We start from the raw sequence: 24728 nt of genomic DNA on the forward strand, positions 1-24728 counted from the left end.
TTCGGCCTGTGAAGTGCTATATTATGGCAAATAAAAAAACATTGATAGCCATTGTGGGGCCAACTGCTGTTGGTAAGACTACAATGGCTATTTCATTGGCACAATATTTTAAAACAGCGATCATTTCGGCTGATTCCCGTCAGTTCTATCGGGAAATGTCTATTGGTACGGCTAAACCAGATCCAGTGGAACTTGCTGCTGCTCCCCATTATTTCATTGATTCACACTCCATCACGCAGGATTATTCTGCAGGAGATTTTGAACGGGAGGCTTTACTGAAACTAGAAGAGTTATTTCAATTGCATGACGTCGTCATTATGGTAGGTGGATCAGGCTTGTTTGTACGGGCCCTATGCGAAGGATTGGATGATCTACCCAAGGCCGGAGATGAAGTGCGCGAGCGACTTAATCATGAACTTGCAGTATTGGGATTGGAGGTCTTAAAAGATCGATTGAAAAGTATTGACCCTGCATATTTTGAAACGGCAGACATCGATAATCCGCAACGTGTCGTACGGGCGCTTGAAGTTTTTGAGGCGACTGGTAAACCGATGTCATTTTACCATAAGAAAGATGTCGAGAAAAGACCTTTTGATATCCTTACCATTGGCTTGAATATGGATCGGGCGAACTTGTATGAAAGGATCAATTTACGTGTAGATTTGATGATGAAAAATGGCTTACTGGACGAAGTGAAAGCTTTACTTCCTTTCAGAACGAAGCCTGCATTGCTCACTGTTGGCTACGCTGAGTTGTTTGATTATCTCGATGGCAAGCAGTCTTTGACGGAAGCGACCGAAAAAATCAAACAAAATTCGAGACGTTATGCCAAGCGACAGATTACATGGTTTAAAAAATATGGTAATACGCACTGGTTTCAATCCCAGGAGACAGCTGCTATAATTGATTTTATTCAAAAGGAGCTGACAGGAGAGCATTCCTAAGGATCTAGCAGCAGTGAACTAGATGTTATCCTCGAAGGTTCAGACGAGGTATATAGACCGCGTTTCAAGGTATGCATAACGTATATAGGCCATAAAAAAAGCCTTTGTTATTAATAACAAAGGCTTTTCTATTTTATTTTGGAAATTACTTTACTAAATAGTTCCATCCGAATGGATCTTCTACTTTGCCATAGCGCAAGTCGTTGAGGTAATTCAAAACACGATTTGAAAACTCGCGGCCCTCTACTGGTGGCAAGTGGTAATCTTCTCCTTCAAAACCGATACGGCTGATATCCGTAATTGTGGCTGCAGTACCAGCTGCGAAAGCTTCAGTTACTGTACCGGCTTTAATACCGTCAATTAGTTCTTGAATAGATACCTTTCTCTGCTCGGCTTTATAACCCCATTTCTCCGCCAATTCCATAATTGTACGTCGTGTTACACCGTGTAAGATTGTATCACCATGTGGTGTAATAATCGTATCTCCAATGCGGAAAATAAGGTTTGCCGTACCTGCTTCTTCAATATATTTATGTTCAGAAGCATCTGTCCACATAATTTGGTCATAACCTTCATCATTGGCCAATTGTGTAGGGTAAAGCGATAATGCATAGTTACCTGCATTTTTAGAAAAGCCAACACCACCTTCTGCTGCACGCGTATAGTAGGTCTCAACTTTTAAGCTGATTGCTTTGCTGTAATATGCGCCTACAGGGCCAGTGATAATGATAAATTTGTATGACTTTGAAGGGTGTACACCTAATGCTGCTTCTGTTGCGAACATAAAAGGACGGATGTACAATGATGAACCTTCTTTTGCCGGGATCCAGTTACGATCGATGTCCAATAGTTTGCTTAGGCCATCCATAAAAATCTCCTCAGGTACCTCCGGCATTTGAAGCCGTGCGGCAGATTTGTTGAATCTTTCCCAGTTTCTGTCCGGACGGAAGATACTCACTGTTCCATCTGCAAATTTATAAGCTTTGATTCCTTCAAAGATCGCTTGACCATAATGTAAAGCGGACATCGAAGGACTAATACTGATATCTCCATAAGGGACGATGCTGACATCTTTCCATTCACCGTCATCATAGTTTGCGACCAGCATGTGGTCGGATAAAATCTTTCCGAATTTTAGATTGTCGAAATCTACTTGCGAGAGTCTTGAATTTTGAGTTGGCTCTACGCGAATTGAATAGTTCTCTGTCGCGTTCATCTTATTTTTTAATTACTTAGGCTAAGTTAGGAAAAAAATGAAATATAAGTTGCACCTGTACCCGGATAATTTACCCGCGTTGATATGCCTTTTATTTCGGACAGTTGTTCCCTATTTTACTACACTTTTTTTGAAATGGAAGAATTTTACTTCATATTTCTCGACTAGACTGTATTAATAATTAAATGTGTTAAGTATTTATTAATTAATACCGTGATTCCATATTATGGCATAAAGTTTGGCCATAAAGAATGCGGTCCTATAGATGGGCTTTTTGGTCCGCAGTAACGCTATAAAATCACTTATCATAAAAATAAACTTAATATGGAATTGACTCACAGTCTTAACAAAAGTAGTGAAGTAACATCAGGCGACAATCGCTCCGTGTTACAGGGTGAAGTTGAAGTTCAGAAGAAAGGTATTTCTATGAATTTTATCCTTGGTTTTTTTGTTTTTTTATATAAAACGGCAATTAAACCTTAACAAACCTCCATTATAGTCTAAGCTTTCTTGAGCTTACCAATTAGACGAACGCACAGCGGTTCTTTAAAACAACAAAATTCAGCAATACGAGATTAGCCAAAATAAGGGAATCCAAAAATTTTGGCTAATCTCCAGCCGGAGACCCCCTATTATTCGGTTAATGTGCGGAATATTTTAGTCTGTATGCCGATTATTCGGCTAGTATTTTCAACAGCGGGTCGAGATATTCGCGACTATTGCTCAATCTTGGAACCTTATTTTGTCCACCTAGCTTACCTCTTGATTTCATCCATTTATAGAACGTATCTTCGGGCGCATTGTGTACAATAGGTGGTCGTAGGGCCATATTCTTAAAACGTTTGGCGTCATAATCCGAATTGATTTCACGGAGTTTAGCATCCAATATTTCACAAAAACGCCTAAAATCATTGGGTTGTTGTTCAAATTCTATCACCCATTCATGTGCTCCGGCTTCGGCATCTTTAAAATAGACAGGTCCAGCGGTATAATCTTTTATACGTGCCTGTGTCAACTTGCTCGCTTCGGCCAGCGCCTGTTCGGCGTTGTCAACAATAACCTCTTCGCCAAAGGTGTTAATGTATTGTTTGGTACGTCCGGAGATCTGAAAACGATAAGGGGATAATGATGTAAACTTGATGGTATCTCCGATTTTATAACGCCACAAACCAGCATTCGTTGAAATGATCAATGCATAGTTTTTGCCAAGCTCCACCTGATCCAAACGTAAGGTTGACGGATTTTCTTCGTGCATTCGCTCAGTAGGTAAGAATTCGTAATAAATACCATAATCTAGCATAAGCAGAAGATCTTCCGAATCCGATTGATCTTGTAAACCAAAATATCCTTCTGAGGCATTATAATTCTCTAGATAATACATATTGTCAGAAGGGATCAATTTTTGGAATTGCTCGCGATAAGGTTTGAAGCTCACTCCGCCATGCCCATAAAACTCTAGATTTGGCCATACCTCCAAGAGGTTGTCTTTGCCTGTAATCTCAAGAATACGTTTGGCCATAACAATATTCCATGTCGGTACGCCAGCTAGACTCGTTACGTTTTCTTTGAGTGTAATTTGGGCAATCTGTTCAATTTTCTCTTCAAAGTTTGGATTTAAAGTAACCTCCATATTGGGCGTTCGCTTAAATTCTGCCCAGAACGGAAGGTTACGGATGAGGATTGATGAAAGATCGCCGTAGTAGGAATCCGGACTGAAATTGTTGATTTGTGAAGAACCACCAATAACAACAGATTTTCCCGTAAATACGCGATTTTCGGGTCTATTATGACAATAGATTGTAAGCATATCTTTACCGCCCTGGAAGTGACACTCTTCGAGTGCTTCCTCACTAACGGGAATAAATTTGCTACGGTCAGATGTGGTGCCTGAGGACTTGGCAAACCATTTGATATCAGAAGGCCACAGGATATTCTGTTCGCCTTTTATCATGCGATCAACGTAGCCCTTAATATCATCATAGTCCTGTATAGGGACACGTTCTTTGAAGATTTCGGGCGTTAATATACTTGTATAATCGTATTTTTTTCCCCATTCCGTAGCTTCAGCAGTGGCAATTAAACTCTGAAACCATTCTTCTTGTACATCGTGTGGGTATTTCATGAAAAGTTCAATCTGGTGAATTCTTTTTTTCATGAACCAAGTAAAAATGGAGTTTAATAAGGCCATAGGGGGAGAGATTCTTTAATCTTTAAAATTTTTTCCTTCTTAATTCAAAATGTCTACCGAGATAAAATTTACGGGCAAGCTCATTATCTGCAATTTCCTCAGGTGTACCCGTCAGCATAATCTTTCCTTCGGTCAGGAGATAGGCCCTGTCCGTAATAGATAGCGTTTCCTGTACGTTGTGGTCGGTAATTAAGATGCCAATGTTACGGGTTTTGAGCTTGGCTACGATCGTCTGAATTTCTTCTACGGCAATCGGGTCAACCCCTGCAAAAGGTTCATCCAGAAGAATAAAGGATGGATTAGCAGCTAATGCTCGCGCAATTTCGGTACGTCGACGCTCACCACCGGACAACAAATCACCTCTGTTTTTACGGACACGGTGTAAGCTGAATTCTGTGAGTAGTTCTTCCAATTTTGCCAAACGTTCTTCTTTATTCGGATAATGGATTTCTAATACAGCCAGGATGTTGTTTTCTACGGAGAGCTTCCGAAAAACCGATGCTTCCTGAGCGAGATAACCTATCCCACGTTGTGCGCGTTGATACATCGCATCCTGCGTAATCTCCTGATCGTCGAGAAATACTTTCCCTTCATTGGGCTTGATAAGACCAACAATCATATAGAATGAGGTCGTTTTTCCTGCCCCATTAGGGCCCAATAACCCGACAATCTCGCCTTGTTCCACATGGAAGGAAACATTGTTGACAACGGTACGCTGCTTATATTTTTTTATGAGATGTTCTGCCTTTAAAATCATCTTCGTGGAATGTCTTGTGTTGTATGTATCTGTTCAATAGGACTACTTAAGAACCCTCACCGTTCTTTCATGCCTGGTATCTAATCCAGTATGAGGGTTTTATGCCTGACCAAATCTTGTGTAAATATATTTAATATCTTCTTACTATTGCAATACTAATACTTAATCCCTTTGATGTTTAGCTGTAAGTTTCTTTTGTTGCGCCACACATTCTCTTCAATGCTGTAACAGATGTCAAAACTTTGCCCAGAATTGATGTGTGTGATATGTTCTGCCAGTCCAAAACCGATACAGTCAAATGAAGGAGAGTCTTCTTGAATAACCGTCATCTTGAGGTGATTGGTGCCTACAATAAAAGCTTGTCCTACTGCATTTACCTTTTTACTGAGGAAAATAGGAGATTCATTTTGGGGCCCGAAAGGTTCAAACTGCTGGAGAATACGAAAGAACTTAGCGTCGATATCCTTCAACGCTAGCTTAGCATCGATCAAAATTTCTTGGGTCAGCATTTCAGGACTGATACGTCGCGATACCACTTCCTCAAAACGATCCTGGAATAGCGTGACATTATCTAAGGACATCGTTAGTCCGGCAGCATATTTATGACCACCAAATTGCTCCAACAAGTCAGCGCATTCGCTTAAGGCTTCATACAAGTCAAAACCCAGTACCGAACGGCAGGAACCTGCAATATGACCATTTGTTTCGGTCAATATAATCGTCGGACGGTAATATTTTTCGGTCAGTCGGGAAGCGACAATACCAATGACACCTTTGTGCCAGTCGGCTTTATACAACACCGTGGATTTTCGGCTTTTAAGAAGAACATTATCCTCAATCAGTGCAAGCGCTTCTTCTGTTATTTTGAGATCAAAGTCTTTCCGTACATTGTTTTGATCGTCTATGCTCGAACTGAAATCTTTGGCTTCTTGCAGCGATTTGGAGATTAAAAGTTTGACGGCGTCCTTAGCATGGTCTATTCTGCCCGCTGCATTGATGCGGGGCCCGATCTGGAACACGATGTCATTCACTGTAAAGATCTTCGTTCGATTATTGGATAAATCAATCAGTGCCTTTAGTCCGACGCAGGGATTCGTATTGAGTTTAATGAGACCAAAGTGGCTGAGTATTCTATTTTCGCCGGTAATAGGAACAATGTCCGAAGCAATACTCACGGCCACAAGATCCAAAAACTGATAACAGGCATTGATATCCATGCCATTGGTGAGTATAAAAGCCTGAATAATCTTAAAGCCTATTCCACAACCTGAAAGTTCTTTGTAAGGGTATTCACAGTCTGCACGCTTGGGATCTAACACGGCGTAGGCTTTGGGAAGTTCCTCACCGGGAAGGTGGTGATCGCCAATGATAAAATCAATTCCTTTGCTATTTGCGTAATCTATTTTATCGATTGCCTTGATACCGCAGTCCAATGCAATAATTAAGCTGAAACCATTTGCTGCGGCATAGTCAATACCCTGTGTGGAGATTCCATAGCCTTCGGCATAGCGGTCTGGAATATAAAACTCCAGCTGGCTATGAAATTCCCTGAAAAAACTATAAACAACGGCAACAGCTGTTGTACCGTCTACGTCATAGTCTCCATAGATGAGTATTTTTTCTTTGTTGCCAATGGCTTGGATGATCCGGGTGATGGCTTTTTCCATGTCCCGCATCAAAAATGGATCGTGCAAATCCGATAATTGAGGCCTAAAAAACTGCTTTGATTCGTCAAAAGTCTCCACTCCTCTGCTCACGAGCAACTCTGCCAAGACAGTGTTGATGTTTAATTCCTCGCGCAGTTTGTTGGTTATTTTGACATCAGTTTTAGATTTTAGTACCCACCTTTTTTGCATATCTTTGCACAATATTTTAAGTGTAAATATACGTTTTAAGGCTGGACTTACCTAATTCCTAAACCCGGTATTGATCCGCTGTTGCTTAACGTGCATATTCCCAATGTTTTAAATATGGTGCAGGCTTATTCTTTATATGAAGGTTCTTTTTCAGTCGACAAAAGCAGAAAATTTATACCCTTTGATCCGTTAATAGACAAGCCCCAGGACCGGCCAGGCTCCCTATTTATTCAAGTTCACCCCTTTTTGATCGAAACTGATGCGGGACTTGTGCTCTGTGATACCGGTCTTGGCTATACCGATGACAGTGCTGTGCTACAACTGCATCATAATATCCGTAAGTTGGGTTTCAGACCAGAAGATGTAAAATATGTACTGATGTCTCATCTTCATAAGGATCATGCTGGGGGGATGGTCACATTTGAAAACGGAACCGGACGCATCGCATTTCCTGAAGCCGAATATATTGTTCAACGTGGCGAGTGGGAAGATGCTTATTCAGGCATCTCCAGTTCATATAGAACCGAGATTTTTGATGTGATTCAGCGCAGTGGAAATTTGGTTCTGGTGGAAGGTGAAGGAAGAATAAATGCAGAAATCAGCTATGCGCTCAATGGTGGACATACAGCACATCATCAGTCGTTTCATATTCAAACGGGCGACCAGCACTATTTCTTTGGCGGAGATGTATTACCTGAGCCTGAAGAAATTTTCCATAACTATGTTGCCAAATATGATTTTGATGGTCGGCGTTCCAAAGAGCTACGTCAGGAGTACTGGGCAGAAGGTGCACCAGCGGGCTGGATTTTTTTGTTTTACCATTCAAAAAATATAACCATTGGTCGTAGTCAGATCCGGGAAGATGGCACCTATAAACTGATTGAAGCAAAGTCGTAAAAGAAAAAACCTCCATGGCCTTTGGGCTCATGAAGGTTTTTTGGAAGGTTTAGTATCCCGGATTTTGTGGGAAGGCTGCACCAGTGTTACTGTCAATAACTTCCTGCGGTATCGGCCAAAGAATAAATTCTTTTTTCACCACATTTTTCGATTGTGTGTTTAACGTTTGCACGCGGCGTAAAAAGACATCCTCACCGAAACGGGCAAGAGTCATGCGACGCATTTCCTCACCAATAAGCTCGCGGGCACGTTCGTCTAGAATGAAGTCTGCATTAACCGCTGAAGCATCAATTAAGGAGGCTTTCGCACGGGCACGGACAGCATTGATGGCGTCTTTAGCTTGTGCTGGTTTATTGGCGCGCCAGTATGCTTCAGCCAATAGCAGGTAAGTTTCTGCCAAACGTACTTTCACACGGTCCTTCATATTTCCTTCAAATGCAGGGTCAACAGCTGTCTTTCCGTAGAAAAATTTGGTTGTTGTCGGGAATACATTGCCTGATTCTTTGATGGCGTCGGTAAGTTCGATCTTCTTGCCGTAAAGTTCAGGGACGGAAGGATCGTTGTAATACCAATCGCGTTTGATATTGAAAGATGAATTTCTGACATCTTGTTTTTCATAACTATCCAGCCACCATTGATAAGGGCGTACGTGCCCAAGACCTCTTCCACCAAGTGAGTCGGCCAAGGCAAATCCTTTTTGTTGCGAATAGAAAGGTACCCAGGCACGTTTACTCCAATCCGTGTAGCGGTCGCCGCCCCTTTGTGTATTGTATTCCAATTGGATGGCCCAGATCGTTTCTTGATTGCCAGAACCGCGATTTTGATTGTTTTCGATAAACATATCGTGGAAATAATCCCCGGGTTTATCTTTTTCGGCGCCAAAACGTTGATCGTTCAATTTAAAGTAACCACTTTGAATAACTTTGTTGGCAGCTTCTGCAGCTAAATCAGGCTGTCCAGCTTCGATATATGCTTCTGCCAGGTAGTGTAAAGCAGCCCATTTCGTCAATTTCCCTTCCTGAATTGTTCCTGGATTGTCGGGTAGGTTTTCACTTGCATACTTAAGGTCTTCAATCATGTGCGTCAAGATTTCAGCTTTCGGTGTACGTGTGAAATCACGACGGGGTGTTTCGGATACTTTGTCCACCCAAGGCACATCGCCGTACAGGTTGACTAAATAGCGATAACTGTAGGCACGGAAGAAACGAGCCGTTGCTTCCACACGTTTTGGATCGTTGTCCTTGTCTAAATGGTGTTATAGCCGTTCATGACAGGGACCTGTTCACTTAATAAAAGATCCGATGTTTTTGAGGAGTAGTAGTCGATCGTTCCTGAAAGTCTATTTTTGAGAATCCCAAAATCCAAACCAAGGTTTAATGAAGCTGTCGTTTCCCACGTTAGATTGCTTCCACGTCCATTGAAATTCATCACAAGTCCTTTGACTGGATCAAGACCATAGATATAATCGACGTTGGTCAGACGGTCGTAAGTTTGATAAGGTGATACGGCCTGATTTCCATTTTTACCATAAGAAACACGAAGTTTTAACAAGTCGAAATAGTCCTGCACATTCCCTTCTTTAGAAACTACCCAGGCTCCTGCAACGGATGGGAAAAATGCATATCGGTTGTTAACAGAAAATGCGCTATAACCGTCCGAACGACCTGTTAAGGTTAATAGGTAGCGATCCTTAAAGGCATAGTTGATTCTTCCCATATAGGAAATCATCGCTGTATTTTGAAGGTTGGATTCGATCTTAAGATTTTTAGAGGCAGAAGCCATGTTGTTATATCCGGCATCTGATACAAAATCGTCTCCATTCATTCTTGAAGTTTTCAAATTTGTTTTCTGGGAAGAATAGAGGCCCACGACATTGATCTTGTGGTCACCAAAGGTACGGTCATAGGTCAAGAGATTTTCCCAGGTCCAGTCCCAGAAATGCTCATTGTAAATTGATCCGGTACCATTCACGCCGCGTCCTGTGACCGTATTTGAGCCATAGTAGGAGTTTTCGTTAATATTTCGGTAGTTGGTTCCGAAGGTGGTTTTGAAACTTAATCCTTCAATAGGAAGTTTTACATCAAGCCAAGTATTCGCATAGACCGTTCTTCTGGTCTGATCCCACTGGCCTTTTTCGTCTGCGAAAGGGTGTGCCCACAAGGTTTGTGCGTACATCGGGTACGTTACAGCAGTGCCATCGGCATCACGGTTTTTACTGTAAGGGGAAAGTTTTACAACACTTTCAAGGTTAGGCTGTACGCCGTCACGGTTCCCTTGAGAAGCCTGCATGGTCATTCCTAGCTTTAACCAAGAGCTTAAACTTTGGTTGAGGTTTAGATTGACATTATATCTTTCGTAGGGCGTGTTTTTTACCACACCATCTTGATTTAGGTAGCTTACAGATGCATAATAATCGGATTTATCCGTTCCACCCGAAAAACTGAGTTGATGTTCCTGAATGGGAGCGCCACTATTGAATACTTCGTCCTGCCAATTGACTTCTTCCCCTTTTTTGTATTGTTCCAATACGTTGGCAAAAAGATAATTTTCTGGGTTGAGCTGATCGCCGGTTTTTCCTTTCGAAGCCTGGTAATCACGCATAAATTGGATGTACTGTGGGCCGTTCATCAATTTAAGGCGGCGTTCTACACTTTGAACCCCAAAATAGCCGTTATAATTGATGCGTGCTTTTCCTGCAGCACCCTTTTTTGAGGTAATGAGGATAACGCCATTTGCAGCTCTTGAACCATAGATTGCGGTGGATGAGGCATCTTTCAGTACCGAGATACTGGCAATTGTATTGGAAGAGATATCGCCCAGGGAACCACTAAAAGGAATTCCATCCAGGATAATCAGGGGTGCATTGGACGCCGAGATCGAGTTCTCACCGCGGATATTGATAGAAGCTGTTTCGCCAGGTTTGGCCGAACCGGAATTGATCGCTAAACCAGAAATCTTACCTTGAAGTTTATCGACAACATTCGGTGAATTTATTCGTTCCAGGGATTTTGCTTCCACTGTAGCGATACTTCCTGTCAAATCGCTCTTTTTCTGTTTACCATAACCTACGACCACAACTTCATCCAAAACATCCTCGGATTTTGTCAAGGTTATTTGTGCTGCTTGTGCTGCAGAGACTTCTTTCGCCGTAAATCCGATCGAGTTAAATGTTAGGATGGCACTTTTTGAACTGACGTTCAGTGAGAAGATACCGTCTTGATTGGTTGTAGTTGCTGCTGCTTTACCTTTTTCAGAAACGGTAACACCGCTTATTGGTTTCCCCGTTTCATCAACGACCTTTCCGGAGACGACTTGCTGGAAGGGTGAACGACTGGTTATTGCAACCAAATTACGTGGATTTGCTACCCCGTAAATAGGTGCCGCTAATGACAAAATTGATAATGGTGTCAGAAGGATGAGATGACTCTTTTTGACCATAGGTGTGTAATTTAGATTCAGTAAGTGTTTAATGCGGCAATTATAAAGAAATAAAGCGTTGGCAATTCTATTGCTTCTTGGAGCAAACGATTGCACGAACTACGAAAACGTTATAGAAATGGGGTTTTGTAATGAAAAATTGGAGCTAATGAAAGCTGATTTGTTCGGCTAGGAATTCCGATCGTTAATAACATGTGTGCGTCGAGCGCTTTTATTGTTGTTCAGTTGTGTCATCAAGATGCCATACGTCGAAAAAAGGGATGAAATCGGTTAAAAGGGTCGTTTTTCTGCTCTTTTTTTAGTATTTTGGGGTAATTTGGTCTTTGTAGCCCATCCCGTCAGATACCAGCGGATTCGTTTAAGATTGATTTTTTGGGTAAATTTGTGTTTTAGTAGCTAAGGGCTGATGCTGTTTTTTCTAAAAGCCTTTGTTTTTTTGTTAGAAAGAACCTTTAGCTTGTTTTCGTAATTGTTGTAAACAACGTTATGAAGCTTATATTATTAGTATTTATTTAAATAGAAGATTATGTCTATTGTAAGAGAGTCCGATCTGATTGGAATTGGAAAAAAATTTCAAATTGAAACCGATGCGGGAGACAATATGGTTGTTGTTATCCATGACGATGGCAGACGGGAACTTTATCGCTATGATGACGAGGAACATGAGTCACGTTGCGTCATGACACTCAATGACGATGAATCTCGGCAGATTGCGGGTATTATCGGTGGTTTGTCCTACAAGCCTAAAGCTTTGGAGACAATTGAAGTTGCTTTGGACGATTTACGCATTGAATGGTACAAAGTTGAAGGCAAAAATGAGGGGGCCGGAAAGACAATTGGAGAACTGGAAGTTCGTCAACGTACAGGTGCATCGATTATTGCTGGCATACGGGATGATGATACGGTTATCAATCCAGGACCGTCTTATTTGATTAGCCCAGGCACCACACTTGTCATTGCTGGAAAGAAGAATAATATTAAACTTTTGAAGGAAATTTTACTGTAATTTATGCTATCACATACCTTAATACTGGAAATTGGAATCGCTGTAGGACTTGTTGCCATTGTTGGCCTAATAGCCAATAAGCTTAAGTTTTCTGTTATTCCATTTTTCATTATTATAGGAATGGTTTTGGGACAGCACGCTCCGCAGGTTGGTCTGGTGGATTTAACATTTACAGAAAGTAAACCCTTTATAGATTTCATGGGACGGTTGGGCGTATTATTCCTACTGTTCTACCTGGGCCTTGAGTTTTCGGTCAATCGCCTTATTAAATCCGGTAAAGCAATTGTCACAGGCGGGACAATTTACGTCTTATTGAACTTTACTTCAGGCTTGTTGATCGGATGGCTAATGGATATGCCATTTAAGGAGATGATGGTCTTATGCGGTATCATGACAAGTTCTTCCACGGCCATTGTCGCAAAGGTTCTTACAGATCTCAAACGCACGGCCAACCCGGAGACTGAGGTCATTATGGGGATGATTATGTTCGATGATCTGTTTATAGCGATGCATATCTCTTTCCTTTCAGGCTTGATACTGACAGGAAGCAGTTCGTTTTGGACGGTAGCAGGAACATCCTTACTGGCCTTGGGATTTATATTGGCCTTTTTGATTTTGGGCAGAAAATTGGTTCCTGCGATTGATCGCTTATTGAAGGAGAAAACTTCTGAACTATTTATATTGATCATCTTTGCCTTACTGTTTATTGTGGCAGGTTTCTCTGAAACCATCCATGTTGCGGAGGCTATTGGGGCATTGATGGCTGGCTTGGTGTTGGCAGATTCGCAATACATCAAAAAGATTGAATCGATGGTACTACCTTATAAGGACTTTTTTGGAGCGATGTTTTTCTTTAGTTTCGGATTATCTATTGATATTATGTCCCTTGGAGGAGCTGTCTTTTGGGCTTCGATTGCAGCGCTGGTGACGGTGATGGGTAATCTTGCATCGGGGTATTTTGCAGCTAAATTTTCGGGCATGAAACCTAAAACTTCTTTTGATATTGGCTTTACGTTGTCTGCACGCGGAGAGTTTTCCATTATCATGGCAAATATTGGTAAAGCAGGGGCTTTATTGCCCGTTATTCAATCCTTTGTGGTTGTATATGTGCTCATTCTTTCCATCGTATCCCCACTATTGACCAAAGAGTCCCGTAATCTGTGGAAATTACTTTTCGGTACGGACGCCAATAGCTCCAAGCCTTTGAAAAAGTTGAGTGATTTGGAAAATAATCAGACCACTTAGCGCTTCTGGATGATAGAGTTGCTCTTAAATGAGTGCTCACAAGCAAAGGAGGATCCTACCGTACGGTAGGATCCTCCTTTGCTTGTGAGCTATTGAATTTTACAAAAATCCTAATTCTAGCTTTGCTTCTTCCGACATCATGTCTTTTGCCCAGGGTGGATCAAATGTCAATTCGACCAATGCTTCTTTGACACCTGCTACAGCAGCAACTTTTTCTTGAACTTCATTCATGATTTCGCCTGCCACGGGACAGCCAGGAGCCGTCAGCGTCATTACAATCTTTGCAATACCCTCTTCCTTCGTAATGATTTCATATACAAGCCCCAAATCCACAATATTTGCGGGTTTCAGTTCAGGATCATAAATTGTTTCCAGTACAGCTTGGATCTGTGGTGCTAGACCCAGTTTATCTAATACGATGATACTCATTTATTCTGTTTTTATCGTGAATAGCGTCCTGATAGATCGCTAATAATTTCGCTTCATTTATTTCAGGCGTAAAATTACTAAAATAGTAAGCAATGCAGGTCTTTCTTATCTCATCTTTTTCATTTGTTGTTTTTGTGCTCCACTCCGTCAAACATTGGATAATATCGTTTTTGTTGTGGGGATCGAACGTTTGTCCTGTTTTGCCGGGGATAATCAGTTCGGGGAGTGGGCCTAAATTGGAGCAAAGCACAGCTGTTCCGACTGAATAAGCCTCAAGAATCGTAATCGGCATCCCTTCAAAACAAATCGATGGTACAAGTAAAGCCTGTGCTTTGGCTATCAAGGGAAGTATTTCTGATCTTTTTTTAAAACCGAGGTAGGAAATATTCGCCTGGTGTTTAATGCTTCTCAAAACCTCATTTTCGAGCGGACCGCCGCCAATAATTGCTAGTTGAAAATCTGTGCCGATGAAAGCATCGATCAGCTGTAATATCCCCTTTTCATCTGAAAGACGACCGACATATACAAAGTGGGCCTGCGGACCCTCTGGTGCTATTGTCGTAGGAAAGACAAAATTCGGTTTGATCTCGAATTTAGTAGGCGGAAGGTGCAATGTCGATTCAACGAATATGTTCTTTGCAAAGGAGCTTAAATTGATGTAGCGATTTACTTTTGCCCAAGTTCCAATTTTGCGGTGAAACCAGTAATTCAGTGCGAGAAGAAATGTTTTTACTATCGAGTTGTTAAATGCTTTTTGTCGGACGGCTGTCCACGGAAACTCCTCTTGGAGTGAGTCCAGAAAGAGACGGTTGTGATGGTACAGTGTCGCCGAAGGGCATAGTAAACGAAAATTGTGCAGGGTCATGACCTGGGGGACGCCGAGTTTGGCAATGGTACGCACGATAATCGGGCCTGCTGCATAATGCGTGTTGTGAACGTGAACGATGTCTGGTTTAAACGCCCGAATTATTTTTTTGACACGTTGAGCAGCGCAAATATTCCAAAAAGATCCTATTGTCTGTAGTGCACCCTGCAACCCCTTTTTATTTTGAAAGGTTAGCGTTTGGACCTCATGTCCTTGCGCGAGGAGGGAAGATTCCTGCTGAAATACAGTGTCTTCACCACCAGGATCTTGATAAAATGTATGGATAATCAGTATGCGCATAATAAAAGACTTATACAAATGTACAATTTTGAGGTGACTTCCTTTAAAGGGACAAAATTGCCATTTCTATATGATTATTGCTATATTCGCAAGATTCGATCGTAAAGATATATGCAACATTTACAACAACTCGTGATAGAGGCGATAGAGACAAGTCAATTTCCTGAAACACCATCAAATTTATATGATCCGATACGGTATATATTGACTTTGGGCGGAAAGAGGGTTCGACCAGTGCTGACATTGATGGCCGCCGAATTATTCGGCATGCAAGAGATGGAGGAAATTATCCCTGCTGCCAAAGCAGTGGAGTTTTTTCATAACTTTTCACTGATCCACGATGATCTGATGGATAAGGCTCCTTTAAGAAGAGGTAAAACGACGGTTCACGAAAAGTGGGATGCTAATATTGCCATATTGTCTGGAGACGGCTTGTTGGTCAAAGCGTATGAGGAAATTTCAAAGTGTAATCCTATTTACTTGCCTGCAACTTTGAAAATTTTGAGTAAAGTGGCTATGGAGGTATGTGAAGGCCAGCAATTAGATATGGATTATGAGAGCCGGGATTCGCTGACAATGCCTGAGTATCTTGAGATGATCCGTCTTAAAACTTCGGTGTTATTGGGCGGAGCATTACAGTTGGGGGCTATTCTGTCGGGAGCAGATGAACAGCAACAGCAGCTGATCTACGATTTTGGAGAGAACGTAGGCTTAGCATTTCAATTACAGGACGATATCTTGGATGCATATGGAGATCCAGATACCTTTGGAAAGATTGTTGGTGGTGATATCATGATCAATAAAAAAACTTTTTTATTGGTGAAGTTGATGGCAGTAATTTCGGATGATGATAAGCCGGTTTTACAAGCCCTATTAAATGCCACTATAGAGACTGCTCCATCAAAAGTAGCGGATATGCTTGCCTTATACGACAAGTATGCGATTAAAACTGCGGCCGACGAGTTGAAAGATATATATACACAACGGGCATTTGAAAAAATGAAAGCATTGAATGTACCAAATGATCGCAAAGAAGCGTTATTAGTGTTAGCAAATAACCTTTTGGTAAGACAGCAATAAGTATAAATTCTATTAAAATTCGTATCTTGCCATTAAATGTTTTTTTTGTAAGAAAATAATTAAATAAATTTTTAGATTACGTTCATGGAGCCTTTAAAAATCACCGTATTTCAAGCATATTTATTCTGGGAAAATATTGAGAAGAATCTAAATAATCTAGCCTTGAGACTTTCCTCATTGCGTGAGAAAACGGATGTTATTATTCTCCCCGAAATGTTTAATACAGGCTTCACGAATAATGTCGAGAAATGTGCAGAACCTGCAAATGGACCTACAACAAGATGGCTATTTGAAATGGCAAGCTCACTTAACTGCGTTGTTGCCGGTTCTTTGATTATCGAAGAAGGCGGGAAATACTATAATCGTTTTGTATGGATGTTCCCTGATGGTAAATATGTCAAATATGATAAACGTCATCTTTTCGGACTATCTAAAGAAAGCGAGTACTTCGAGCCAGGAAATGAACGTATCCTGGTGGATATCAAAGGATGGAAAATTTGCCCGATGATTTGTTATGACCTTAGATTCCCCGTCTGGTCTAAAAATCAAAACGGAGCATATGATATTTTAGTGTATACAGCCAGTTGGCCGGACAAGCGCTCCGCACATTGGAGAGCCCTTATCCCAGCACGTGCTATAGAAAATCAAGCTTACGTTGTTGGAGTAAACCGGGTTGGGCATGATGGTAATGATATTTACTATTCAGGTGGTTCTATGTGTATCTCTCCACTTGGTGATGTGGTGTATTATAAGCCAGAAGACGAGGATTTGTATACATTTACCTTAAATCCGAATGACCTGTTGGAAGCACGGGAGAAATTTCCTTTCTTAAAAGACTCCGATTCTTTTACAATCGGGTAACACGCTCTAAATTAGGTATAATTGCAAGCATTTATTTTTTCTGAGAGTGCCTGATCTTATTGGTCAGAAAGAACCTTCAGTTTGATTTAATTGCTGTTGGTGTTTGCAAAGTTATGAAGGTTTTGTTTGTCTCCTTTTTATTTGTTAAATTCAGTCTAGTATAAATTAAATTGTTATGATTTATCAACATCTACTGGTGACATGTTGATAAAATTTTGTTTGAGACAGTTAGATTAAAGTGTAATTTAGGCTAACTATTAGCCAAAATACGTTTAGCTTTTTCTCAAATTATATGAAAGACAACGTTTTATTATTGCAAGAAGTTGCGTAAACAACCATAACCATTATTCATATGTTAGACCAAGATTTAGTATCACAAGAGTATTTTTATAATTTCTTAACAGGGAAATACTCAATTGCAGTTATGCGGAGATTACAGCGTAATCTCAAGGAGGCCGGGTTAAACATTACTTCTGAACAATGGAGTATCATGTATAACCTGTGGGTAGAAGAGGGGCTTACTCAGCAGGAGCTTGCTGTTCGCACATTTCGAGATAAACCAAGTGTCACTCGATTAATTAATAACCTGGAACGGGTAAATTTGGTTATCCGCGTTAATGATAAAAACGACAGACGGTCCAATCTGATCTATTTAACAAAAATAGGACGAAAGATGAAGGATGAAGGAATGAAGCAGGCAAAAAATACCATTGAACAGGCTTTAGGCGGATTAGCCGACGATCAAATTGCCTTGTCAAATACCATTCTGCATCGCGTATTATTTAATTTGAAATAAAGATACTTAGTGGGGGTTATTTTATAAGGGAACTATCAAGGTATAAAAAAAGGTCCCTATGAATACATGGGGGACCTTCTTTTTATGAATTGCTAGCAATTAATCTTCGAAAAGTTTGCTTTCGAAATCTGTGTGGCTATTGACCAATTTACCTTCAGTTCCGAAATAGATTTCCTGAAAACTTAATGTACGGATAGCGTCTACCTTACGATAGAATTTATCAGCAGATACATCTGAAAGTGTTTTGAAACCACAAGCTTCCATAATTTCGACTGTAGCACGTAATGTGTTGCGGTGGAACTGAGCTACGCGTACATATTTATCATTTACGTCGAGTCCTTTGTATAAATGCGGCTGTTGCGTGGCAACTCCAACCGGACAAACGTCTTCATTACACTTAAGTGCTTGAATACAACCTAAAGCGAACATCATACCGCGAGCACTATAACATGCATCTGCGCCTAAGGCAATAACTTTTAAGATGTCGAAACCCGTTACAATACGGCTGGATACGATAACTTTAACATGTTTTTTCAAACCAAAAGCAATCAAGGTTTTCGTTACAAATGCCAATGCATCGTATAATGGCATCCCTAGGTTATCTGTAAACTCCAGTGGAGCAGCTCCCGTACCACCTTCTGATCCATCTACGGAGATAAAATCCGGGAAGATCTGCGTGTTTTGCATGGCGTGACAGATGTCGATAAACTCATGTTTATCGCCGATACAAATTTTGAAACCGATAGGCTTTCCACCCGATAGCTCGCGCAGCTGTTGTATGAAGTGCATCATTTCAGTCGGTGAGGAGAAAGCGCTATGTGCTGGAGGCGACATCACATCTGTTCCTGGAATGACGTGACGAATAGCCGCAACCTCAGGTGTATTTTTTGCCGCTGGAAGGATACCTCCATGACCAGGTTTAGCGCCTTGCGAGAGTTTCAACTCGACCATCTTCACGTTTTCACGATTGGATTTTTCTCGGAAGAGCTCCGCGTCAAATTTTCCTTCCTGATTCCGACAGCCAAAATAACCTGTACCCACCTGCCAAATTAAATCACCACCGTTGTTGTGGTAGTCACTGATTCCTCCTTCGCCGGTATTGTGTGCAAAGTTTTGAAGTGCAGCACCTTTATTTAATGCCGTTATTGCTGTTTTGCTCAATGCACCATAACTCATTGCTGAGATATTGAACACACTTAAGCTATAGGGTTTTTTACAGGCTGCATTTCCAACAGTGGTACGCAGATCGTGGTTTTCGATATGGCAAGGGAAAACAGAGTGCGCAGCCCATTCGTTCCCGACAGCCTGTGGATCAGTCTGCATACCAAATGCTACAGTTTCACGCTGATTTTTTGCACGTTGGTATACGATCGAACGCTGTCTTCTGTTAAATGGACGTCCATCCATGTCTGATTCCCAAAAATATTGTCTCAACTCAGGACGAATAGATTCGAAGATATAACGGAAATATCCAACTAAGGGATAATTTCGTAGGATGGCATGTTTGGTCTGGAAACTATGATATAACGCAATCAATAGCAATGGAAATGGGATGATAAGCAGCCAAAACCAGCTTGATGTAAATATAAATCCAAATGATACAATGATTAAATTAATCACAATCATTATTGAAAGAATGAGTTTTCTAACTTCCATAGAAAATACGATTGTTTAGTTTTAATTCGCTATTTTAATGTTTAGCCCAACTGATTATTTTATTACTCAATTAGCATTCCAAAATGCGCTTTTGGACGAAGCAAATGTACTAAAGTTCCTGAAGTAAATGGATATATTTACCCCTTGGAGGTAAGTTTTGATAAGTTTATAACCGTTTCTAACAAACTATTTTCTTTTAGTAATCTCCTGCGACAAAAGTTGATAGATTTGCTGTAAATCTGGTTTATTGCTAATAAATTGCAAATGTTTTTGCATTGTTGTGCTGTCCTGTCGGATCGCTGGTCCTGTCTGAACTGTTATTGGAATATGATTTTGCGCCTTTTCTGCCGTCTCCAGGATGATTGGTTTAATTAGATCAAAGGACAGGTCGTTTTCTGCTAAGAGCTCGTAGGCCATCTGATAAAGGATGTTAGTGAAATTGTTGACCATAACCGAGGCAAGGTGGATGGCTAAACGCTGCTGGGAATTACAATAGATGCTCCGCGGTGCAAATGTCTGTGCTAACTGAAGTAGCTCGGCACTATTTTCATCCGCGTTACCTTCAACACAAAGTGGGACGGTCGAAAAATCGACTGCTTTATTTTTGGATAATGATTGTGGGGGATAGATGACTCCCGCATTTTTAAATCCGGCCAGGACAGAAAGATCGGTTGCTCCCGAACAATGAATAACAACACCTTTTATATCTTTTGGTAGCGCTTCTACCAGCGATACAATGGCCTGATCGGTAACGGCAATGAGGTAAAGATCAGCATGTAGGTCGAGTTCAGACAGTAGGTCAGTTGCTGTGCAATGAAGCGCAAAAGCCAATGCGTCTGCATTGGCTTTTGTTTTACTGTAGATCTGAACGATATGCTGTCCTGTTTTTTGAAACTGTTGTCCAAAATGCGTCGCGGCATTACCGCTTCCTAAGATCACAATATTCATTATTTAAGTGCTTTTCGTTTCTCTTCTTTATTTCTTCTCACAATGGACATGATAAAACCGATGGTCATGACAATTGTTCCACACCAGAAAAAGTTGATGTATGGGAATTTAATGGCTTTAAATACCACCCATTTCTTTTCTGGAAGTGGCTTTTGATAAACCATGATTTCCAGTTTATCCTTGTCAGGTTTAATTCCCGTAAATCTGAATTTAAGCCCTTGCTCGTTGACATCTTTATTGAAGTCATAAACACCACCGTCTTTAATTAAGTAGATTGGTTGTACTTCATACTGTTTGTTGTCGGCCGAAAATACTTTTATTTTCAATCCAACCATGACATCACTAGGACCTTTTGGAATTTTCTCCAGGTGAGCTTCTTTGTTTAAGCCTTCAATGACATAATATCCATTGCGGTAGCGTAGGGTATCACCGATATTTACCTGATACGTTGCCGGCTCCTCGTAGTCTTCGAAACCAGTTTTGTCTTCTGCCGGAACTTTCGCATGTGTTGCCTGACTTTCAGCTGCAGCCGCTGTAATCAGTGTATATACGTCATGCGTAACATAATGTTTGGTGGCTGGAGTACCAATCAACCCCCCCATTTTCGCGTTGTTTTGTGCAAAAGGTTGCAGCACAAAATGCTCCTTCACTTTGCCTGTTTCTTCGTCGATCCGCTCGTATTTGATTTTATAGAACGTATTTGGAGCAACAATGCTATCGCCGATATAGGTAATTTTGTATTCACCCATGTGTACAGGTTCACCCTCAGTCAGGAATAAGTTGTCGCCAGGCTTTTCTACTTTGTCGAATCCCGATACAGCGATGTAACCCGTGTTGTTGACAGAGATGACTTCGTTGGTTGCCGCGGCCACCATGGCACCGATAAGTAATAAACCAAAACCGATATGGGCTACCGAAGAACCAGCCAGTTTCCATTTACCTTTGACAGCGTCACCCAATACGCGGATATTTGCCAGAATACAGAAAATACTTGCGAAGGTGATCAAAATGTAGATCAAGTTGGTATACGTCTTCGTAAAATAGACTACAGCAGCCGTTAGGATTAAAGACACAACCAACGATGCTACAGTGGAAGCCAAAAACTTGCGGCTATCGGTACGTTTGTATTTTAAGAATTGCGTAAATCCGGTTAAGATCATCACGATGACGGCAAAACCCGATTGCCATTTGTTATAATGTTGGATTGGATCCAAAGGTGGAGCTACCTTGGTGCCAAAGATCTTGTTGAACACTGGAATTGATGTTGAAGCAATGATCTGTGCACAGGCAACAGTCAATACCAAGGCGCCAATAAACATCCAGAATTCTCTTGAATAGATATCCTCATCCTTTTCTGTGATGGGCATCTCTTTCTTTTTGACGGTAAGAAAGACCACCATGATAACCAAAAAGACAACATTGAATAAGATCAATTGTCCGCTCATGCCCAGGTCGGTAAAGGAGTGGACCGAAGTCTCTCCGAGGACGCCACTACGTGTCAGGTAAGATGCGTAGATCACAAGCACAAAGCTGATCATCGCCAAAAAAGTAGCGGTGAAGTAGGAGTGGCCTGAATTCTTGTAAGCAATCATGACGTGAACAGCAGCAATCAAGGTAAACCAAGGAATAATAGATGCATTTTCTACCGGATCCCATGCCCAGAATCCACCGAAGTTAAGTGCTTCGTAAGCCCAGAATGAGCCCATGATAATACCTGCGCCTAAAATCATCACGGCAAATAAAGCCCAAGGAAGTGCTGCATTGATCCATTCTTTGTAACGTTTGGTCCAAAGAGCACCTGTTGCATAAGCAAAAGGAACAATCATCGACGCAAAGCCAAGGAATAGTGTCGGTGGGTGAATCACCATCCAGTAATTTTGAAGTAAAGGGTTCAAACCATTACCGTCGGTGATAAGTGAAAGATAGTTAGCTTCTCTAAAGATTGGAATATCCATTGCTTCACGCAATAGGATAAACGGAGAGCTACCGATACGCAGACCGAAGATTTCCACACCAATAATCATGGAAGCTAAAAATGCTTGGCATAACATGACGAAAGTCATGACAGACGATTCCCAGCTTTTTGCTTTAAACAGCAAAACAGAACCTAATACTGTTTGCCAGAACATCCAGAGCCAAAAACTACCCTCCTGACCTTCCCAAAAACTGGAAATGATATAGTAGGTAGGGAGTGTCTTGGACGAGTGCGCCCAGGCATAATTATATTCAAAAAGATGATTGTATATAATATAAAATAAAGTTGCACCAATCGCCACTACGGAGACCGCATTAGCCCAAAAGGCCATACGTGCAATTTTTTTCCATGAATTCTCTTCAGGGTATTTTGTTGCAAAAAAGTAACTGATACAAGATAGAAGTGCAGCACCAAAAGAAAGTACAATAAAGAATTGTCCGATCTGCCCTGGTAGCAGGTGCTCACCAACGTAATTAACGTCCATTGAAAATTGATTTTACGAATTAATTATTGAAAGCAGTAGCATTGATCTCGGTGACGACCGATTTATCGTTATATTTTGACGGACATTTCATCAATATCTTACTTGCCCTAAACACATTTCCGTCCATTTTTCCTGTCAATACAATTTGCTCTGAACGTTCAATATCTTGAGGTTTGGCGCCTCTAAAAATCACTTCACATTCTGTACCTTCGTTGTCGCGCATGAAAAACGAAAATTTGTTGGCGTCAGTTTTGGGATCATAATGAAGCGCTTTGTCTTTATTCAATTGACCTACCACATATAGTTCGGTTTTCTTTTCTTTAGCTTCGGTAAATGTCGAATAGGTACTTGAATCGGTATAGATAACAAGTATCATGGCAATTGCGACAGCAATGATAGCGATTAGAATAATTGAACTTTTTTTCATTTGTATTTACTTATTTTATAAGTGTTTGATCTCATCGTATAAATGAGCTCGTTTCACCCGGTTTGTTTTTTCTTAACGATGAATAGCTATTCCAATCTGCCAGATATCCTCCTGTTTTTTCAGAAAGATTATTACCCAAATCTGACAACGTTGTGCTCACTAAAATCCCAAATTGATTACATTTGAGACCTAATCGAATGCAAAATTACAAATAGATTCGCTAAGAAAGGAATAATGCAACTTTTCCATATTATTTATATCTATTCTAAATAGTTTGAATTAATTGGAAAAATAAGCTAGATTCGAATGCTTTTGAATAATTTGAAGTGAAATTTGCTATTTTGGTTCTAATGATATCGCATGAATTTTACAATTGCCTGTTAATATGAGTGTTGCTTTGCGATTTTTAGGCCTCTTTTGGGCTGTTATATTCCCCTGCTTTTTTGTTTTTGGACAGGTAAAATTCCGTAATCAGGAAATTGCTATCCAAAATGACAATGACGTTTATCTACTGACCGGTCAGGACCGCTATTATACCAATGGTATCAATATCAACTATAGGATTGCGTTGCCAGGGAAAACAGATAGTCAGACTTCAAATACGGTATTGGATTTTGAAATAGGCCAACGGATTTACAATGGTATCAGTATCATTGACTATAGACGGCAGGAAAAGAAATACGATAGACCATTTGCAGGTTACCTCTATTTTAGTGCTGGAGTAACGCGGTTTTTACAGCACGATCAGGTTGTTGAGCTCAAGACTGAATTGGCGCAGATCGGCCCTAAATCTTACGGTGAAGAAGCACAGAAGTTTATCCATCATCTCTTTGGGATGTACGAGGCGACTGGTTGGGATACGCAGCTTGGAAATTCCTTTGGTATTGATTTAAGTGCAATCTATAAAAAAGGACTATATCGCAGTCAAAACCAGCAATTCGATGTCGGAATTATAGGTGAGGGGACCATTGGATTAAATAATACCAATATGGGAATTGCGGCCCCGCTTCGGTTGGGGAAGCTGAAATCCTATCAGGCATCCACCTTTACACATGGGCATTTGACACAGGGAAGAGCGAACAATGATAAAGAATGGTATTTTATCTATCAACCAAGCGTGTCTCGTATTTTTTACAGCGCAACGGTAGAAGGAGGGAGAGGTAAAAATGATCCCATAGGTAAGTTATACACGATTCAGCCTTGGATGCTTAGTCACCGCATTGGTTTCAATTGGTCTAACCACAAGATCAATTACGGTATCAATTACATCTTCAATTCGAAAGAGCTCAAATCGGTGTTTCACCGGCATCAATATGGCGAGTTGTTTTGTGCCTACCGTTTTTGATCAGCCAGCCATAAG

General features: G+C 40.9%; 21 protein-coding genes and 1 pseudogene. 9 read left to right on the top strand and 13 right to left on the bottom strand.

Annotated elements, in window-relative coordinates; genetic code table 11:
* Positions 1-23 precede the first annotated feature (23 nt).
* Positions 24-944: a tRNA (adenosine(37)-N6)-dimethylallyltransferase MiaA gene (gene miaA, locus AACH28_RS18965; RefSeq protein ID WP_201640096.1), complete on the top strand. Its 921-nt coding sequence runs from the start codon at positions 24-26 to the stop codon at positions 942-944.
* Between the two features lie 145 nt (positions 945-1089).
* On the opposite strand, the gene AACH28_RS18970 is transcribed toward miaA, so the two are convergent.
* Entirely contained in the window at positions 1090-2160 is a 1071-nt protein-coding gene (locus tag AACH28_RS18970) for a branched-chain amino acid aminotransferase (RefSeq protein ID WP_286709639.1), read from the bottom strand.
* A gap of 324 nt (positions 2161-2484) precedes the next feature.
* On the opposite strand from AACH28_RS18970, the gene AACH28_RS18975 reads away from it, so the two are divergent.
* Positions 2485-2643 carry a hypothetical protein gene (locus AACH28_RS18975; protein ID WP_157698580.1) on the top strand — a complete coding sequence of 53 codons (159 nt, stop codon included), beginning with the start codon at positions 2485-2487 and terminating at the stop codon, positions 2641-2643.
* Between the two features lie 190 nt (positions 2644-2833).
* On the opposite strand, the gene AACH28_RS18980 is transcribed toward AACH28_RS18975, so the two are convergent.
* From AACH28_RS18980 to recJ, 3 genes are all read right to left on the bottom strand, one after another.
* Entirely contained in the window at positions 2834-4348 is a 1515-nt protein-coding gene (locus AACH28_RS18980) for a GH3 auxin-responsive promoter family protein (protein ID WP_070560751.1), read from the bottom strand.
* 22 nt (positions 4349-4370) lie between these two features.
* Complete coding sequence (gene lptB / locus AACH28_RS18985) at positions 4371-5105, bottom strand: LPS export ABC transporter ATP-binding protein (protein WP_028072074.1); 735 nt, start codon at positions 5103-5105, stop codon at positions 4371-4373.
* A gap of 155 nt (positions 5106-5260) precedes the next feature.
* Positions 5261-6961 carry a single-stranded-DNA-specific exonuclease RecJ gene (gene recJ / locus AACH28_RS18990; protein WP_046672806.1) on the bottom strand — a complete coding sequence of 567 codons (1701 nt, stop codon included), beginning with the start codon at positions 6959-6961 and terminating at the stop codon, positions 5261-5263.
* A 114-nt stretch (positions 6962-7075) separates the two neighbouring features.
* On the opposite strand from recJ, the gene AACH28_RS18995 reads away from it, so the two are divergent.
* Positions 7076-7858 (top strand): MBL fold metallo-hydrolase, encoded by a 783-nt coding sequence (locus tag AACH28_RS18995; RefSeq protein WP_341831252.1) that lies wholly within the window; start codon positions 7076-7078, stop codon positions 7856-7858.
* A gap of 49 nt (positions 7859-7907) precedes the next feature.
* Here AACH28_RS18995 and AACH28_RS19000 read toward each other — a convergent pair whose 3' ends face one another.
* From AACH28_RS19000 to AACH28_RS19010, 3 genes and pseudogenes are all read right to left on the bottom strand, one after another.
* On the bottom strand, positions 7908-8699 hold the full coding sequence (locus tag AACH28_RS19000; RefSeq protein ID WP_333801991.1) for a RagB/SusD family nutrient uptake outer membrane protein: 792 nt from the start codon (positions 8697-8699) through the stop codon (positions 7908-7910).
* 138 nt (positions 8700-8837) lie between these two features.
* Positions 8838-9086, bottom strand: a pseudogene (locus AACH28_RS19005) (RagB/SusD family nutrient uptake outer membrane protein); the annotation flags it as partial.
* Positions 9087-9103: 17 nt separating this feature from the next.
* Entirely contained in the window at positions 9104-11296 is a 2193-nt protein-coding gene (locus AACH28_RS19010; protein ID WP_286882931.1) for a SusC/RagA family TonB-linked outer membrane protein, read from the bottom strand.
* Positions 11297-11822: 526 nt separating this feature from the next.
* Between AACH28_RS19010 and AACH28_RS19015 the strand changes: the two genes are divergently transcribed.
* Together AACH28_RS19015 and AACH28_RS19020 are read left to right on the top strand one after the other, a co-directional pair.
* The gene (locus AACH28_RS19015; protein ID WP_046672804.1) at positions 11823-12302 is read left to right on the top strand and encodes a cation:proton antiporter regulatory subunit; all 480 of its coding nucleotides are present in this window, start codon (positions 11823-11825) and stop codon (positions 12300-12302) included.
* Between the two features lie 3 nt (positions 12303-12305).
* Positions 12306-13547: a cation:proton antiporter gene (locus AACH28_RS19020; protein WP_159727233.1), complete on the top strand. Its 1242-nt coding sequence runs from the start codon at positions 12306-12308 to the stop codon at positions 13545-13547.
* A gap of 99 nt (positions 13548-13646) precedes the next feature.
* Here the strand turns inward: AACH28_RS19020 and AACH28_RS19025 are convergent, their stop codons facing one another.
* The gene (locus tag AACH28_RS19025) at positions 13647-13976 is read right to left on the bottom strand and encodes a metal-sulfur cluster assembly factor (protein ID WP_286709642.1); all 330 of its coding nucleotides are present in this window, start codon (positions 13974-13976) and stop codon (positions 13647-13649) included.
* Positions 13954-15141, bottom strand: coding sequence for a glycosyltransferase family 4 protein (locus tag AACH28_RS19030; RefSeq protein WP_286709643.1), 1188 nt, complete (start codon positions 15139-15141; stop codon positions 13954-13956). The genes AACH28_RS19025 and AACH28_RS19030 overlap by 23 nt, the downstream gene beginning before the upstream one ends.
* Positions 15142-15252: 111 nt before the next feature.
* On the opposite strand from AACH28_RS19030, the gene AACH28_RS19035 reads away from it, so the two are divergent.
* From AACH28_RS19035 to AACH28_RS19045, 3 genes are all read left to right on the top strand, one after another.
* A complete protein-coding gene (locus tag AACH28_RS19035) occupies positions 15253-16221 on the top strand; it encodes a polyprenyl synthetase family protein (RefSeq protein WP_341831253.1) in 969 nt (322 codons plus the stop codon).
* Positions 16222-16305: 84 nt separating this feature from the next.
* Positions 16306-17082 carry an amidohydrolase gene (locus AACH28_RS19040; protein ID WP_046672799.1) on the top strand — a complete coding sequence of 259 codons (777 nt, stop codon included), beginning with the start codon at positions 16306-16308 and terminating at the stop codon, positions 17080-17082.
* 424 nt (positions 17083-17506) lie between these two features.
* Entirely contained in the window at positions 17507-17878 is a 372-nt protein-coding gene (locus AACH28_RS19045; protein WP_244294551.1) for a MarR family winged helix-turn-helix transcriptional regulator, read from the top strand.
* A 99-nt stretch (positions 17879-17977) separates the two neighbouring features.
* Here the strand turns inward: AACH28_RS19045 and AACH28_RS19050 are convergent, their stop codons facing one another.
* The 4 genes from AACH28_RS19050 to AACH28_RS19065 form a co-directional block, all read right to left on the bottom strand.
* The gene (locus AACH28_RS19050; protein WP_120333658.1) at positions 17978-19534 is read right to left on the bottom strand and encodes an FMN-binding glutamate synthase family protein; all 1557 of its coding nucleotides are present in this window, start codon (positions 19532-19534) and stop codon (positions 17978-17980) included.
* Between the two features lie 186 nt (positions 19535-19720).
* A complete protein-coding gene (locus tag AACH28_RS19055; protein ID WP_286709645.1) occupies positions 19721-20482 on the bottom strand; it encodes a Rossmann-like and DUF2520 domain-containing protein in 762 nt (253 codons plus the stop codon).
* Complete coding sequence (locus AACH28_RS19060; protein WP_286709646.1) at positions 20482-22941, bottom strand: heme lyase CcmF/NrfE family subunit; 2460 nt, start codon at positions 22939-22941, stop codon at positions 20482-20484. Before AACH28_RS19060 ends, AACH28_RS19055 begins: the two co-directional genes overlap by 1 nt.
* A gap of 19 nt (positions 22942-22960) precedes the next feature.
* Positions 22961-23368 carry a cytochrome c maturation protein CcmE gene (locus tag AACH28_RS19065; protein ID WP_070560728.1) on the bottom strand — a complete coding sequence of 136 codons (408 nt, stop codon included), beginning with the start codon at positions 23366-23368 and terminating at the stop codon, positions 22961-22963.
* A 385-nt stretch (positions 23369-23753) separates the two neighbouring features.
* Here AACH28_RS19065 and AACH28_RS19070 point away from each other — a divergent pair, with 385 nt between their 5' ends.
* Positions 23754-24713, top strand: a complete 960-nt coding sequence (locus tag AACH28_RS19070) for a lipid A deacylase LpxR family protein (RefSeq protein ID WP_286709647.1) — start codon at positions 23754-23756, stop codon at positions 24711-24713.
* Positions 24714-24728 lie beyond the last annotated feature (15 nt).

This window comes from Sphingobacterium thalpophilum (assembly GCF_038396785.1).
Taxonomy (GTDB): Bacteria; Bacteroidota; Bacteroidia; order Sphingobacteriales; family Sphingobacteriaceae; genus Sphingobacterium; species Sphingobacterium thalpophilum_A.

Bases quoted from the DNA above. Each gene is read 5' to 3' on its own strand.
- AACH28_RS19035 (WP_341831253.1), top strand. From the start codon at position 15,253: ATGCAACATTTACAACAACTCGTGATAGAGGCGATAGAGACAAGTCAA.
- AACH28_RS19070 (WP_286709647.1), top strand. From the start codon at position 23,754: ATGAGTGTTGCTTTGCGATTTTTAGGCCTCTTTTGGGCTGTTATATTC.
- AACH28_RS19040 (WP_046672799.1), top strand. From the start codon at position 16,306: ATGGAGCCTTTAAAAATCACCGTATTTCAAGCATATTTATTCTGGGAA.
- AACH28_RS19045 (WP_244294551.1), top strand. From the start codon at position 17,507: ATGCGGAGATTACAGCGTAATCTCAAGGAGGCCGGGTTAAACATTACT.
- AACH28_RS18980 (WP_070560751.1), bottom strand. From the start codon at position 4,348: ATGGCCTTATTAAACTCCATTTTTACTTGGTTCATGAAAAAAAGAATT.
- AACH28_RS19015 (WP_046672804.1), top strand. From the start codon at position 11,823: ATGTCTATTGTAAGAGAGTCCGATCTGATTGGAATTGGAAAAAAATTT.
- AACH28_RS18995 (WP_341831252.1), top strand. From the start codon at position 7,076: ATGGTGCAGGCTTATTCTTTATATGAAGGTTCTTTTTCAGTCGACAAA.
- AACH28_RS19030 (WP_286709643.1), bottom strand. From the start codon at position 15,141: ATGCGCATACTGATTATCCATACATTTTATCAAGATCCTGGTGGTGAA.
- AACH28_RS19010 (WP_286882931.1), bottom strand. From the start codon at position 11,296: ATGGTCAAAAAGAGTCATCTCATCCTTCTGACACCATTATCAATTTTG.
- AACH28_RS19060 (WP_286709646.1), bottom strand. From the start codon at position 22,941: ATGGACGTTAATTACGTTGGTGAGCACCTGCTACCAGGGCAGATCGGA.
- miaA (WP_201640096.1), top strand. From the start codon at position 24: ATGGCAAATAAAAAAACATTGATAGCCATTGTGGGGCCAACTGCTGTT.
- AACH28_RS19020 (WP_159727233.1), top strand. From the start codon at position 12,306: ATGCTATCACATACCTTAATACTGGAAATTGGAATCGCTGTAGGACTT.
- AACH28_RS18970 (WP_286709639.1), bottom strand. From the start codon at position 2,160: ATGAACGCGACAGAGAACTATTCAATTCGCGTAGAGCCAACTCAAAAT.
- AACH28_RS18975 (WP_157698580.1), top strand. From the start codon at position 2,485: ATGGAATTGACTCACAGTCTTAACAAAAGTAGTGAAGTAACATCAGGC.
- AACH28_RS19065 (WP_070560728.1), bottom strand. From the start codon at position 23,368: ATGAAAAAAAGTTCAATTATTCTAATCGCTATCATTGCTGTCGCAATT.
- AACH28_RS19000 (WP_333801991.1), bottom strand. From the start codon at position 8,699: ATGTTTATCGAAAACAATCAAAATCGCGGTTCTGGCAATCAAGAAACG.
- AACH28_RS19050 (WP_120333658.1), bottom strand. From the start codon at position 19,534: ATGGAAGTTAGAAAACTCATTCTTTCAATAATGATTGTGATTAATTTA.
- AACH28_RS19055 (WP_286709645.1), bottom strand. From the start codon at position 20,482: ATGAATATTGTGATCTTAGGAAGCGGTAATGCCGCGACGCATTTTGGA.
- recJ (WP_046672806.1), bottom strand. From the start codon at position 6,961: ATGCAAAAAAGGTGGGTACTAAAATCTAAAACTGATGTCAAAATAACC.
- AACH28_RS19025 (WP_286709642.1), bottom strand. From the start codon at position 13,976: ATGAGTATCATCGTATTAGATAAACTGGGTCTAGCACCACAGATCCAA.
- lptB (WP_028072074.1), bottom strand. From the start codon at position 5,105: ATGATTTTAAAGGCAGAACATCTCATAAAAAAATATAAGCAGCGTACC.